This window comes from Bacillus paramycoides, from assembly GCF_038971285.1.
Taxonomy (GTDB): Bacteria; Bacillota; Bacilli; order Bacillales; family Bacillaceae_G; genus Bacillus_A.
The window spans coordinates 3,837,933-3,850,300 of the sequence record NZ_CP152427.1 but is presented as its reverse complement, the minus strand read 5'-3'; the positions used below and the strand labels follow the sequence as shown (position 1 = coordinate 3,850,300).

Annotated in this window: 14 protein-coding genes; 11 read left to right on the top strand and 3 right to left on the bottom strand. The window is 35.8% G+C overall.

What is annotated here, in order from left to right:
* Window positions 1-289 precede the first annotated feature (289 nt).
* Window positions 290-856, top strand: coding sequence for a 16S rRNA (guanine(966)-N(2))-methyltransferase RsmD (rsmD, locus tag AAG068_RS19710; protein ID WP_342715552.1), 567 nt, complete (start codon window positions 290-292; stop codon window positions 854-856).
* The gene (coaD, locus tag AAG068_RS19705) at window positions 853-1,344 is read left to right on the top strand and encodes a pantetheine-phosphate adenylyltransferase (RefSeq protein WP_000200598.1); all 492 of its coding nucleotides are present in this window, start codon (window positions 853-855) and stop codon (window positions 1,342-1,344) included. Before rsmD ends, coaD begins: the two co-directional genes overlap by 4 nt.
* On the opposite strand, the gene ylbJ is transcribed toward coaD, so the two are convergent.
* Complete coding sequence (gene ylbJ, locus AAG068_RS19700; protein ID WP_342715550.1) at window positions 1,336-2,565, bottom strand: sporulation integral membrane protein YlbJ; 1,230 nt, start codon at window positions 2,563-2,565, stop codon at window positions 1,336-1,338. The two genes, coaD and ylbJ, sit on opposite strands and share 9 nt — an antisense overlap.
* Before the next feature lie 113 nt (window positions 2,566-2,678).
* On the opposite strand from ylbJ, the gene AAG068_RS19695 reads away from it, so the two are divergent.
* Together AAG068_RS19695 and AAG068_RS19690 are read left to right on the top strand one after the other, a co-directional pair.
* A complete protein-coding gene (locus AAG068_RS19695) occupies window positions 2,679-3,470 on the top strand; it encodes a patatin-like phospholipase family protein (RefSeq protein ID WP_342715549.1) in 792 nt (263 codons plus the stop codon).
* Window positions 3,463-4,485, top strand: coding sequence for a SepM family pheromone-processing serine protease (locus AAG068_RS19690; protein WP_342715548.1), 1,023 nt, complete (start codon window positions 3,463-3,465; stop codon window positions 4,483-4,485). The genes AAG068_RS19695 and AAG068_RS19690 overlap by 8 nt, the downstream gene beginning before the upstream one ends.
* Window positions 4,486-4,512: 27 nt before the next feature.
* Here AAG068_RS19690 and AAG068_RS19685 read toward each other — a convergent pair whose 3' ends face one another.
* Window positions 4,513-5,754 carry a nucleotidyltransferase gene (locus AAG068_RS19685; RefSeq protein WP_342719790.1) on the bottom strand — a complete coding sequence of 414 codons (1,242 nt, stop codon included), beginning with the start codon at window positions 5,752-5,754 and terminating at the stop codon, window positions 4,513-4,515.
* 153 nt (window positions 5,755-5,907) lie between these two features.
* Between AAG068_RS19685 and AAG068_RS19680 the strand changes: the two genes are divergently transcribed.
* The 3 genes from AAG068_RS19680 to AAG068_RS19670 all read left to right on the top strand — a co-directional run bounded on the left by AAG068_RS19680 (window position 5,908) and on the right by AAG068_RS19670 (window position 7,279).
* Window positions 5,908-6,408, top strand: coding sequence for a YceD family protein (locus AAG068_RS19680; RefSeq protein ID WP_000872145.1), 501 nt, complete (start codon window positions 5,908-5,910; stop codon window positions 6,406-6,408).
* A 61-nt stretch (window positions 6,409-6,469) separates the two neighbouring features.
* Entirely contained in the window at window positions 6,470-6,643 is a 174-nt protein-coding gene (rpmF, locus tag AAG068_RS19675) for a 50S ribosomal protein L32 (protein ID WP_001984764.1), read from the top strand.
* 129 nt (window positions 6,644-6,772) lie between these two features.
* Window positions 6,773-7,279 carry an RsfA family transcriptional regulator gene (locus AAG068_RS19670; protein WP_342715547.1) on the top strand — a complete coding sequence of 169 codons (507 nt, stop codon included), beginning with the start codon at window positions 6,773-6,775 and terminating at the stop codon, window positions 7,277-7,279.
* 34 nt (window positions 7,280-7,313) lie between these two features.
* Here AAG068_RS19670 and AAG068_RS19665 read toward each other — a convergent pair whose 3' ends face one another.
* Window positions 7,314-7,787, bottom strand: coding sequence for an N-acetyltransferase (locus AAG068_RS19665; protein WP_342715546.1), 474 nt, complete (start codon window positions 7,785-7,787; stop codon window positions 7,314-7,316).
* Between the two features lie 295 nt (window positions 7,788-8,082).
* Between AAG068_RS19665 and panE the strand changes: the two genes are divergently transcribed.
* The 4 genes from panE to ftsL all read left to right on the top strand — a co-directional run bounded on the left by panE (window position 8,083) and on the right by ftsL (window position 12,348).
* Complete coding sequence (panE, locus tag AAG068_RS19660; protein WP_342715545.1) at window positions 8,083-8,973, top strand: 2-dehydropantoate 2-reductase; 891 nt, start codon at window positions 8,083-8,085, stop codon at window positions 8,971-8,973.
* Window positions 8,974-9,052: 79 nt separating this feature from the next.
* A complete protein-coding gene (gene bshC / locus AAG068_RS19655; RefSeq protein ID WP_342715544.1) occupies window positions 9,053-10,669 on the top strand; it encodes a bacillithiol biosynthesis cysteine-adding enzyme BshC in 1,617 nt (538 codons plus the stop codon).
* Between the two features lie 368 nt (window positions 10,670-11,037).
* Window positions 11,038-11,970 (top strand): 16S rRNA (cytosine(1402)-N(4))-methyltransferase RsmH, encoded by a 933-nt coding sequence (gene rsmH, locus AAG068_RS19650; protein ID WP_166701987.1) that lies wholly within the window; start codon window positions 11,038-11,040, stop codon window positions 11,968-11,970.
* 15 nt (window positions 11,971-11,985) lie between these two features.
* Window positions 11,986-12,348 (top strand): cell division protein FtsL, encoded by a 363-nt coding sequence (gene ftsL, locus AAG068_RS19645; protein ID WP_342715543.1) that lies wholly within the window; start codon window positions 11,986-11,988, stop codon window positions 12,346-12,348.
* The last annotated feature ends 20 nt before the right edge of the window (window positions 12,349-12,368 follow it).

Below are 12,368 nucleotides of genomic sequence, written 5' to 3'. Positions count from 1 at the left end.
TATGTCCAATCTAAATGAAGATATACATTATGAAATTAAATTTTATGTTGGGCTTTTTATTTTTCTTTTTTTTATTTTATGATAGGATAAAAAAGGTAAAGTGAAACGAATAGTTCGTGTTAGCGAATGGTGAGATGGATACATAAAAATACGGAGCGATTATTTTAAGTTAAGTTCTTCTAGTGTTCGTTGAAAGATGAATGGAATCGTATAGTTTGGTAGCGGTTACTGAGTGGAGAAAGGTTTTCAATAATTGCTCCATAGATTGAAATAAAGGTAGTGACAACAGATGAGAGTAGTTTCAGGAAAATGTAAAGGACACCCGCTTAAAGCGGTGCCAGGTAATACAACACGTCCAACGACAGATAAAGTAAAAGAATCAATTTTTAATATGATAGGCCCTTATTTTGATGGTGGTATCGCGCTTGATTTATTTGGCGGTAGCGGTGGTCTTGGAATCGAAGCTATAAGTAGAGGGATTGATAAAGCGATTTTTGTTGATCGAGACAATAAAGCGATAAAGGTAATCCATCAAAATTTAGAAAGTTGTAGAATACAGGAACAAGCTGAAGTATATCGAAATGATGCAGAACGTGCGATAAAAGCGCTTATAAAACGTGAAATGTCATTCAATCTTATACTAATTGATCCTCCATATAAAGATCAAAAAATTATATCTTTAATCAGTGTAATGGATCAACATGGATTGCTACATAACGATGGTTTAATTATGGCAGAGCATGGTAATGATGTAGTTTTACCCGAGTCAATAGGAAGACTTGTAAAAGTACGAGCTGAAAATTACGGCATTACAGCAATATCGATTTATAAGTATGAAGGTGAGGGGACGGAATGACAAGTATAGCTATTTCTTCGGGAAGTTTTGATCCAATTACCCTTGGGCATCTAGATATTATTAAAAGGGGAGCAAAAGTATTTGACGAGGTATACGTAGTAGTTTTAAACAACTCGTCAAAAAAACCTTTCTTTTCAGTTGAAGAGCGCTTAGATTTAATTCGAGAAGCAACAAAGGATATCCCGAATGTAAAAGTAGATTCACATAGTGGACTACTAGTCGAGTATGCGAAAATGCGTAATGCGAACGCGATTTTACGTGGGTTACGAGCGGTTTCTGATTTTGAATATGAGATGCAAATTACTTCTATGAATCGAAAATTAGATGAAAACATTGAAACCTTTTTTATTATGACAAATAACCAATATTCATTTTTAAGTTCGAGCATTGTGAAAGAAGTTGCGAGATATGGAGGAAGTGTAGTAGACCTTGTACCTCCTGTTGTAGAACGTGCTTTAAAAGAAAAGTTTCAAACCCCGTTAAAGTGAACGGGGTTTTTCTTTGTTGTTCCGAAAAAATAATAAGATGACATATACATATAAACAAAATAATGTAAATATTGGTCCGTAGTGTACAAAAGATGTCCAAATTTCATGCAGTATAGAAGAATGATTCGATAAAAAGACGGGGATATCTTTTTGCATAGGTGAAAAAGAGCTTACTTTTTCATAAAATGGTTTCCAAAATATAAAGGTGAAAATAGGAGCAAGGATACTTTGGATAATTCGTGCGAAAAAATAGGGTTTAAATCGTATGTCTGTTTCAGCTAATATGCTAGCAACTTGCGCCTGAATAGAAAGGCCGCTAAATGCTAAAATAAAGCTTGTTACCATCGCTTGCTGCAGGAGGGGTGTTTCATTTATTTGACTAATCATTTGGCTGCCGAGTGTCATTTCAAAAATGCCAGATAATATCGGAATACTAAATTCGGTAGTTAGTTGGAAGAATGATAAAATATGTTGCATAATAAAAGAGAGAGCTGCTGTAATATGAAATACAGTAATCATTTTATTTAAAACAGAGAATAAAATAATAAATCCACCAATCATAAGTAACGTTTGAATAGAAGAAACGATAGCGTCCCCAAGTAATTTTCCTATTGGTCTTTTTTCTTGCATACGTGTCTCGTGTAGGATTGAAAATGGGTTTTGAAAATGGCGTTTTTTAGTAGTATGTTTATCATGCATGGAAATGTTGTTATGACCGTAAAAACGCATCAGTAACCCGACGGCAAGGTTACTTACATAATGTGAAGCAGCTAATACAATTCCTAATTTCGGATTATTGAAAAAACCGATAGAAACAGCTCCAAAAATAAAAAGTGGATTGGATGAGTTTGTAAAAGATACGAGGCGCTCTGCTTCAATTTGTGTTAGTTGATTGCTTTTACGCAGTCTAGCGCTTAATTTTGCGCCAGCGGGGAATCCTGAAGCCATTCCCATTGCCCAAACAAATCCGCCTATCCCTGGCACGCGGAAAAGTGGTCGCATGAGTGGTTCTAATATAACGCCTATAAATTTTACAACACCAATACTAATGAGAAGTTCGGCAATGATGAAAAAAGGTAAAAGTGAAGGGAATACAACTTCCCACCATATATTTAACCCTCGAATGGAAGCTTGCAGAGCAGCTTGGGGGTGGAGTACAAGAGAAAAGGTTAAAAACAGTGTTGATATGGTAAGGAAAGCCGTTTTCCATTTTTCATACATGTAAGTAAATCCCCCTTTGTCCCAAAAAACGTTCATTTCAGTATACGTGGATACGTAGTGAATTTAGACCATAAGTATGAAAAAGGAATGAAAAAAATTAAAGGGTGAGAAAAATGAAAGAACCGAAAATTGGCTTAGCTCTTGGATCTGGGGGCGCAAAGGGTTTTGCTCATATTGGTGTTATAAAAGTTTTAAGGGAAAATGATATACCGATTCATATGATTGCAGGAAGTAGTATGGGGGCTTTAGTAGGTACATTTTATGCAGCTAGTTCAAACATTGAAAGACTGTATAAACTGGCAAATGTGTTTAAGCGGAAATATTATTTAGATTTTACGGTTCCGAAAATGGGATTTATTGCTGGAAAACGTGTCAAAGATATGATTAAAATGTTTACATATAATAAAAATTTAGAAGAGTTAGATATCCCGACGGCTGTTGTGGCTACTGACATCTTGAAGGGGGAAAAAGTAGTTTTTACAAGTGGTCCTGTTGCGGAGGCGGTGAGAGCTAGCATATCTGTACCTGGAGTGTTTGTACCAGAGAAAATAGATGGACGGTTATTGGTAGATGGCGGAGTAATTGATCGCATCCCGGTATCGGTTGTGAAAGAGTTAGGTGCCGATATTGTCATTGCTGTTGATGTATCCCCAATTAAAGTAAATGGAGAAGTTACGTCTATTTATGATGTAATTATGCAGAGTATTGAAATTATGCAACATGAGCTTGTGATGAATCGGCAAATTGCATCTGATTTAATGATGCGCCCAGCTGTGGAACAATTTAGTTCTCGTGCCTTTACGAACATTGAAGATATTATTCGGGTTGGAGAGGTAGAAGCGGAAAAACATGTTGCAAATATTCATTTATTAATTGAGCAGTGGAAGGAGAAACATAATGTTTAAGCGTTTTCGGTTTATATATGCAATTTTAATAGGGGTTATATTGGCGATATTACTTGTTTACGTACGTTTACCGTATTATGTAACAAAACCAGGAATGGCTGCCAAATTAGAGCCTTACGTTCAAGTTGAAGGGGGAACGAAAGAATCTGGTGATTTTATGCTTGTTACGGTTTCGATGGGACCGGCAAATGTGGTCAATTTAATAGCGGCACAGTTTAATAAATATACACATATTTCAAAAGCGGAAGAAATATTGCAAAAAGGTGAAAGTGATGAAGAATATCAATTTCGTCAAAATTATGCGATGAAAGATTCGCAAAATGCGGCGATTTATAATGCTTATAAACGTGCAAATCGTACTGTTTCTTTTGAAAATAAAGGTGTATTGGTTGCTGGTGTAGCGAAAGGGATGCCGTCAGAAGGGAAGCTTAAACTTGGAGATGTCATCATTGCCGTTGATGGAAAAACATTTGAAAAGACGGAGCAATTTATTGAATATATGACAGGGAAAAAAGAAGGAGATACAGTAAATATTGAATATAAGAGGAATGGAAAACAGCTAAAAGAAAATTTAAATGTAAAGACTATTCCGAATGGAAATGGTCGTGTTGGTATAGGTGTTTCTATCGTTACGGAAAGAGAATTAGTGGTTGATCCGAAAGTGAAAATTGACTCTCATGAAATAGGCGGGCCATCGGCAGGTTTAATGTTTACATTAGAAATATATAATCAACTGGTGGAAGAGGATCTAACAAGAGGGCATGAAATAGCTGGAACAGGTACGATTAATGAAAAGGGAGAAATTGGCCCGATTGGTGGTATTCAGCAAAAAGTGGTCGCTGCGAGTGATGCGGGTGCTGAAGTGTTCTTTGCACCAAATGAAAAAGGTGCGGAGAAATCGAATTATAAAGATGCACTTGAGGCTGCGAAAGATATTAAAACAAAAATGAAGGTTGTACCAGTTGATACGCTGGATGATGCATTAATGTATTTGGAAAAAATGGGCAAGAAATAAAAACCTCTCTGAAAAAGAGAGGTTTTTTTATAGGAATTTTGCAGTTGTTTCATCATACCGAATTGGATGGTATGTTGCATCTTGTTTTAGTAGTTGTGTTCGTAACGGTTCTTGCATGATGGAGAAATATACAGAATTGGCTTTTCGCTCAATGTGTAAAGTAGGATGATCAAATGTTTTTGTATGGGTAAGGATTGGAAGCTCTATTTTTTTCTTGTTTTTTGAAAGGTAAGTTTGTCCTTTTTGTGACATGCCTAGTAGACGAATGTACGGTGCATGCTGTTCAATATTTGCGCTATGTATTTCTTCTTTTGTTGTATTTGTTAAAATGTGTGTACAAGCTCTTTGCAGTCTAGTCCACGTATAACGCTTCGTTTTTAATGCTTCCATGAATGAATGGAAGGAGGAACTGCTTTGTATTTTTGATAAAATACGATGCTCTAAACCTTCTTCAATTTCATATATATGTCGTAAGTCGTCTGGAGACATCGTCATAAGTTTGTATTTGAAAAATGAAAAATATTGTTCCCAATTATGTAATGTCCCGTAGTTTTGTTTATAATTTGCTAAAAGAGAAGCAGTCGCTTCGGGGATAAAAGGCTCAATTTCTGTAAAGGAACTATTTTCGCTAAAAAGTTGTTTGCGAATACTTGTTGCGCTTGCAATATGTTGGTCGTTAAAAGTTTCATCATGATAATGAGATGCGAATCTTTTTATCGTTTGTGCTTGCATAGAACTATTTTGCGACAGAATTGCTTTCATGTACTGAAAGCCTAAAATGTTATTTGGTTGTGACATGTCTATGTTTTTTTCGGAAGGTAAAATGTGGCGGAAAGCTTCAGAGGTAGCTTTTGCGTAACTATTACCTGCGTTCATAAATTGCTTTACAAGACGATTGTAAGTTTCTTCTTCATTTTTTTGCACAGAGATCGTGTTATAAAAATTTTTGATTTGTCCATCTTCACTACCGAAACAAATTTCAGAAACGTGTAGGGCGTTTAAAATAGAAATAGCGCCATTTGCAAAGGTTTCAGCCTTTTGTGTTGAGAAGGCATAAGGAAGCTCTACAACGAGGTCTACACCGCATGCTAAGGCCATTTTGGTGCGATACCATTTGGATACGAGTGCCGGCTCACCACGTTGTAAAAAAGGGCCACTCATAACAGCGATTGTTATATCAGTGTGTGTTAACTTTTTTGTTTGTTGCACATGATAATCATGACCGTTATGAAAAGGGTTATATTCAACGACAATACCACTGGCTTTTATGGTAATCTCTCCTTTCGATGTAGCATCTTTTTGAAAAACGTGATACTCTATATATTATTTACTATGATGACTTCATTATAGTGTAAAGAAAAAACATTGACAAATATAAAATGGCTAGCTATAATTTTGTTTGTTGCCTTGAGGTGATATGATATGAAATGGTCCATCCATCAATTGAATAAATTGAGAAATAAAGGATTGACATTGGATGAGATGGTAGATGTAAGTGAGCTAAAAGAGGTCGAGAAAGATATTCGTGAAATTAATCCTGTTCACGTAACAGGAAGAGTTGATTTTGGCTCCGGTAAGTTTACGTTCCATCTACATATAACTGGAAGCATGGTTTTACCATGTTCTCGCTCTTTAGTAGATGTGACATTACCATTTGACATTAAAACAACTGAGGTGTTCCAAACTTCACAAGAAGAATTTGAAACTGAAGCTGAAATTCATTGTTTAGAAGGAGAAGTACTTGACTTACTGCCCGTAATCAAGGAAAATATACTTTTGGAGATTCCAATGCAAATTTTCAGTGATGATGTTTCTGGTGGAGCACCGACGCAAGGTCAAGACTGGCAAGTGATTTCGGAAGAAGACAAAGAAAAGCCTGTTGATCCAAGGTTGGCAGGACTTGCAAAGTTTTTTGACAAATAATCGGAAGACTGGTTCAGGCCTTCATATGAAAATAACTATTTCTTTTAAGGAGGTGGGAAGAATGGCTGTACCTTTTAGAAGAACTTCTAAAACAGTAAAAAGAAAGCGTCGTACGCATTTCAAATTATCAGTACCTGGTATGGTAGAGTGCCCAAGCTGTGGTGAAGCGAAATTAGCTCACCGTGTATGTAAAGCATGCGGTACTTACAAAGGTAAAGAAGTAATCAGCAAGTAATTGCGGGAAATAAACGTAGAAGATATCTTCTACGTTTATTTTTTTTTGTCTTATTCTTCATTTGATGTATTCTATCTTTTCTAGTAACTGCATATGTTTAATAAAAAATGCATAGGGAGGACTAGAGAGATGGCGACAACAAGACAAGATGCTTGGACTGATGATGAAGATTTGCTTCTGGCAGAAGTAGTACTCCGGCATATTCGAGAAGGTGGAACGCAATTATCTGCCTTTAAAGAAGTGGGAAGACATTTATCTCGTACACCAGCAGCATGTGGATTTAGATGGAATTCTTACGTTAGAAAGCAATACAAAGAACGTATTGAAGAAGCAAAGCAACTGCGTAAAGTGGAAAATTATGAAGTGAAAGAGACGAAGGTGCTAGAGCCTGCGTCAATTACATTGAATGATGTTATTGATTTCTTGCAAAATTATAAAGATGAAAACTCTTTAATGGTGTTGCAACAGCAAATTGAATCGTTACAAACGGAGAAAGAGAGCCTGTTGGAGCGATTGTCAGTATATGAGGAAGAATATAGAACACTGCTTGATTATATCGATCAAAAAAGAAGTGTAATGGTAGCAGAAAGAAATAGTGCTCGTTCGAATGGAAAATTAGAGAAGTTAAAGAAATAAAAAAACAGCTGCTATGTAGCTGTTTTTTTATTTCTTATGCAGACTCTTCGTTTGTAACCGCATTCAAATTTGTCTCTGGGTTCCAAACATAAAAATCACCATCAGGTACTGATACAGGTTGGAAATTTAATTTATCCCAAAAACCAGCTGAATGGATACGTGCAATCGTTTTAATTGGGAATTGAAGCCCCTTCGCATAATTTACAAGCATTTCTCCGAATCCTTGTTTTTGGAAAGTTGGTAATACTTCAAGTTTATAGAGTTCTAGGTAAGTACCTGTAATTTCGAATGGTTCTCCGCCGTCCCTTTTCATGTATAGACTCATACGTGCAATGAGTGATCCGCCATAATAAATACCGTAGAATGGAGATTCACTATCGTTTTCAATAATATTTGCTTGTAATTCTTCTAACATGGAGAGTTCTTGAGCTCCGCAACCTTTAAATTTTTTAAACTCGTCTAATGTTTTATAATTGATGAGCAAGCGCTCAACTTTTGGGAATCCCATAACATCACATCCTTTTTTTGTCTCGTTGAATGCAGAAAAGTAAAAATATTTATAATAATATTATAACTCATTTTTTTATTTTTATGAAGATGATAGTATATTTCTTTTATTATTTTTTTGAGGATTTGCTAAACTAAGAGTAGGAGCATATTAATAAGTAGTATATACATATTGGAAGAAGAGGTGGCGTTTGTTCCTCTTTAGTTAATTATGAGTCCGTACCAATCGGGTGATTGCGGGATAAAAAGGGAGGGGAAAAAGGGACTTATGTATCGTGTTTATATGAGTTCCTTGTGTGAAAATGAAAATCGGAGTTGTGGGACCAGGAGCTATCGGTCTATTATATGCATTTTATTTACAAAAAAGTAATCAAGATGTTACGTTGTTTACAAGGACAGCTAGCCAGGCTGGCGAATTGAATATAACGGGTGTAACTTGTATTAGGGAGGGGAAACGCGAAACGGTATTCCCGCCTGTTTTACCAATAGAAAGTATGCTAGACCAACAGCTAGACTATATATTTATTGCTGTTAAGCAATATCATATAACTGACATACTACCTTTTGTACGAGGGGAATCCTCATTAATCTTTTTGCAAAACGGAATGTCACATCTTCATGCTATGCAGAAAATAGAGAATGAAAATATTGCAGTTGGAATTGTAGAGCATGGTGCGAAAAAAGAAGAAAGACATACCGTTTATCATACTGGGATAGGTGTAACAAAGTTTGGAATTGTGCACGGCCGGTCTAAACATTTTGAAAAAATGTTTAATTGCTTCCCTTTTCCTCATTTTCCGATTCAAATAGAAGATGATTGGAAGGGTGTTATGCACAAAAAATTAGTAGTAAATGTATGTATTAATCCATTAACAGCGTTATTACAAGTCAAGAACGGAGATTTGATTACGAACCCATTTTTTTATCAGATGATGGAGCAAGTATTTCACGAAGTCGTTTTTCTTGTTAAAGAAGAAAAAGAAATAGTATGGGAAATGGTACGTCACGTATGTGAAAGAACGTCTCATAATACATCATCTATGCTGGCAGATGTAAGAGCGAATAGACAAACGGAAATTGGTGCGATTGTTGGATATGTATTAGAAGAAGCTAGGAAACAGCGAAGATCCGTTCCGACACTCCAATTTTTGTTTGATGCAATAAAAGGGTTGGAAGTAAAAGTATAAGTGTAATTCTTTGCTTTTACGTGAAACATTGACTACAATGTGGATTGGTGAGAGAACAGGATACGAAAGGAAGAATTATATGGAGATAAAAGAAATCTCTGTTCCGCAACAAGGTGTTGTAGCGGACTATATGAACGGTAAAAAAGAGATACAGTCGTGTTTTGATTATATGTTAACAGAAGATGCTTTTAAACAGCGTGTACAAGATTTGCGTGAGAGGGAGTTTTTCCGCCAAGATTTAGTAACGCATTTATTAGAATATAATACGAAATTACAAGCGGGAGAAGCTACAATTCAAAATGTAAAAGAGCTTGGAGATGAAAATACATATGTTGTAATAGCTGGACAACAAGCTGGGTTATTAACAGGACCACTTTATACGATTCATAAAATCATTTCAGTTTTACAGCTTGCGAAGGAAAAGGAAGAAAGTTTAGGTGTGAAAGTTGTTCCTGTTTTCTGGATTGCTGGTGAAGATCATGATATGGATGAAATTAATCATACTTTCGTAACAAAGAATAAAAAAATAAAAAAGACTATTTTTCATGATCGTAATCCGAAAAAGGCGAGTGCTTCAGAGTCTGAGCTTTCTTTGGAAGACTGTAGAAAGTGGATTGAAGAAATTTTCAAAACATACCCTGAAACGAATTTCACAAAGGACGTACTTCGATTTATTGATGATTCTTTGGGGAAATCGAATACGTATGTAGATTTCTTTGGTCATCTTATTATGAAAATGTTCGTGAATTCTGGTTTAATTCTTGTCGATTCGCATCATCCTGAATTAAGAAAATTAGAAGTGCCGTTTTTTAAACAAATTGTAGGTAAGTATAAAGACGTACAAGAGGGACTTCATAACCAACAGGAAGTAATTAAAAAATTAGGATATAAACCAATTATTGAAACAAAGTCTAATGCAATACATATATTCATGGAAATTGATAATGAGCGAGTGTTGCTTGAAGACGATCAAGGAAGGTTTGTTGGGAAGGATGGAGCGTATTCCTTTTCATATGAGGAATTGATTGAAGAGATGGAAAGAAGCCCGGAGCGCTTTAGTAATAATGTTGTAACGCGTCCTCTTATGCAAGAGTATGTATTTCCTACGTTGGCGTTTATTGGAGGTCCAGGAGAATTAGCTTACTGGAGTGAATTACAACAAGTCTTCCATACTATCGGTTTCCGAATGCCGCCTGTCGTTCCGCGTATTACAATTACTTATATAGAGAGGGATATAGCGACAGATTTGCATGATTTACAATTGCAAGAGAGTGATCCGTTTTTAAATAACGTAGATAAGTTGCGTGATGATTGGTTATCTAATCAAATAGAGGAACCGATAGATGACCGATTTGTAGAGGCGAAAAAAGAAATAATTAATATTCATACGTCATTACAACAGTTTGTGAAGAAAATAGATCCAGGGTTAAGTGCGTTTGCAGGGAAAAATGAATTCAAAATTAATGAACAAATTGAACTGTTGGAAAGAATGTTGAAAAGAAATGTTGAGAAAAAACATGAAGTGCAACTAAACAAATTCCGTCGTATACAATTTGCACTCCGTCCATCAGGAGCGCCGCAAGAGCGTGTGTGGAATATATGTTACTATTTAAATCAGTACGGTTTAGATTTCGTTGATCGTGTAATGGAAAAACCGTTTTCTTGGAACGGAAAACATCATGTTATAAAACTATAGAATCTTGCTCTTAGGAGCAGGATTTTATTTTTATCTCGTTGAATTTACTGTGAAGTGAAATTTTTCTGAATTATCAATTTGAAAACAGTGAATATCGCAATTATGCAGGATACTTAAATATATGACAAAATAGCACAAAATGTAAACGTATTATTATCTTTTTCGACAGTTTTTTATTTAAATTCCCGCAAAAGATGATAAAATTTAGTATATAATAAAAGAAAATAGCGATTTGTATAGTATGCTGCCGTTGTAGGCAAGTTAAATGAGTCGTTCTTTCATAGTATTTCGTTTTCTAATCGTGAAACATGCGTTTAGAAGGAGAGATACATTCAACATAATTAATTGGAAAAAGAGTAGGTGCAACAATGTTTAAACACGTAACAGTGCTTTTGAAGGAAACAGTAGACGGCTTAGATATAAAGCCAGATGGTACATATGTAGATTGTACACTGGGGGGGGGAGGACATAGTTCTTATTTATTATCCCAATTAACTGAAGGCGGAAGATTAATCGCGTTTGATCAAGATGAGATAGCAATTCAAAATGCGAAAGAAAAATTCTCTTCATACGGTGAGCAGTTCATAACAGTAAAGAGTAATTTCCGATATTTATCTGAAAAACTACAGGAATTAGGTATAACAGAAGTAGACGGTATTCTATTTGATTTAGGTGTTTCATCCCCGCAATTAGATACACCAGAGCGTGGCTTTAGTTATCATCATGATGCACCGTTAGATATGCGAATGGATCAAGATGCCCCATTAACAGCATATGATGTTGTAAATAGCTGGTCATATGAACAACTTGTAAGAATTTTCTTCCAGTATGGTGAAGAGAAATTTTCAAAACAAATAGCAAGGAAAATCGAAGCATATCGTGAGAATAAAGCTATTGAAACGACAGGAGAATTAGTAGAACTAATTAAAGAGGGGATTCCAGCTCCTGCTCGTAGAACGGGTGGACATCCTGCGAAGCGAGTATTCCAAGCAATTCGTATTGCGGTAAATGATGAATTGAAAGTATTTGAAGAAGCGTTGGAATCTGCAATTGAGATGGTCAAGCCAGGCGGGAGAGTTAGTGTTATAACATTCCATTCTTTAGAAGACCGTATTTGTAAAACGACGTTTAAGCGAAATAGTACAACGCCACAATTGCCGCCAGGATTACCAATTATTCCTGACGAATTTAAGCCGAAATTAAAGCTTATTACGAGAAAACCGATTTTACCTTCTGATATAGAGTTAGAAGAAAATAATCGAGCGCGTTCTGCGAAATTGAGAATCGCTGAAAAACGATAAAAAGGGGAGAGAGGTATGAGTAACTTAGCTGTAAAGTACAAACAACAAGCACAAGAAGAGGTTCAGATTCAAACGCCCCCACAGCAGATGGTTCAGCCAAAAGCTAAAGCGAAGATTACAAGAATCGAAAAACTGTTGTATGTAGCGTTTATTGGCTTTTTATTGTATGCCTGTGTAGCGTTTATTGGAAATAAAGCAGGCCTTTATCAAGTTAATGTAGAAGCTGCGACGATAGAACAAAAAATTGTACAGCAGCAAAAAGAAAATCAAGAATTAAAGGCTGAAGTAGAGAAGTTAAGTCGTTATGAACGCATCTCTGAAGTTGCAAAAAAACACGGGCTAGAAATTAATGCGAATAATGTGAAAGGCCTCAAATAAGGCAATAGGTGTGAAGGGAA

Bases quoted from the DNA above. Each gene is read 5' to 3' on its own strand.
- AAG068_RS19690 (WP_342715548.1), top strand. From the start codon at position 3,463: ATGTTTAAGCGTTTTCGGTTTATATATGCAATTTTAATAGGGGTTATA.
- rpmF (WP_001984764.1), top strand. From the start codon at position 6,470: ATGGCTGTACCTTTTAGAAGAACTTCTAAAACAGTAAAAAGAAAGCGT.
- ftsL (WP_342715543.1), top strand. From the start codon at position 11,986: ATGAGTAACTTAGCTGTAAAGTACAAACAACAAGCACAAGAAGAGGTT.
- ylbJ (WP_342715550.1), bottom strand. From the start codon at position 2,565: ATGTATGAAAAATGGAAAACGGCTTTCCTTACCATATCAACACTGTTT.
- coaD (WP_000200598.1), top strand. From the start codon at position 853: ATGACAAGTATAGCTATTTCTTCGGGAAGTTTTGATCCAATTACCCTT.
- AAG068_RS19695 (WP_342715549.1), top strand. From the start codon at position 2,679: ATGAAAGAACCGAAAATTGGCTTAGCTCTTGGATCTGGGGGCGCAAAG.
- bshC (WP_342715544.1), top strand. From the start codon at position 9,053: ATGGAGATAAAAGAAATCTCTGTTCCGCAACAAGGTGTTGTAGCGGAC.
- rsmH (WP_166701987.1), top strand. From the start codon at position 11,038: ATGTTTAAACACGTAACAGTGCTTTTGAAGGAAACAGTAGACGGCTTA.
- AAG068_RS19680 (WP_000872145.1), top strand. From the start codon at position 5,908: ATGAAATGGTCCATCCATCAATTGAATAAATTGAGAAATAAAGGATTG.
- AAG068_RS19670 (WP_342715547.1), top strand. From the start codon at position 6,773: ATGGCGACAACAAGACAAGATGCTTGGACTGATGATGAAGATTTGCTT.
- rsmD (WP_342715552.1), top strand. From the start codon at position 290: ATGAGAGTAGTTTCAGGAAAATGTAAAGGACACCCGCTTAAAGCGGTG.
- AAG068_RS19665 (WP_342715546.1), bottom strand. From the start codon at position 7,787: ATGGGATTCCCAAAAGTTGAGCGCTTGCTCATCAATTATAAAACATTA.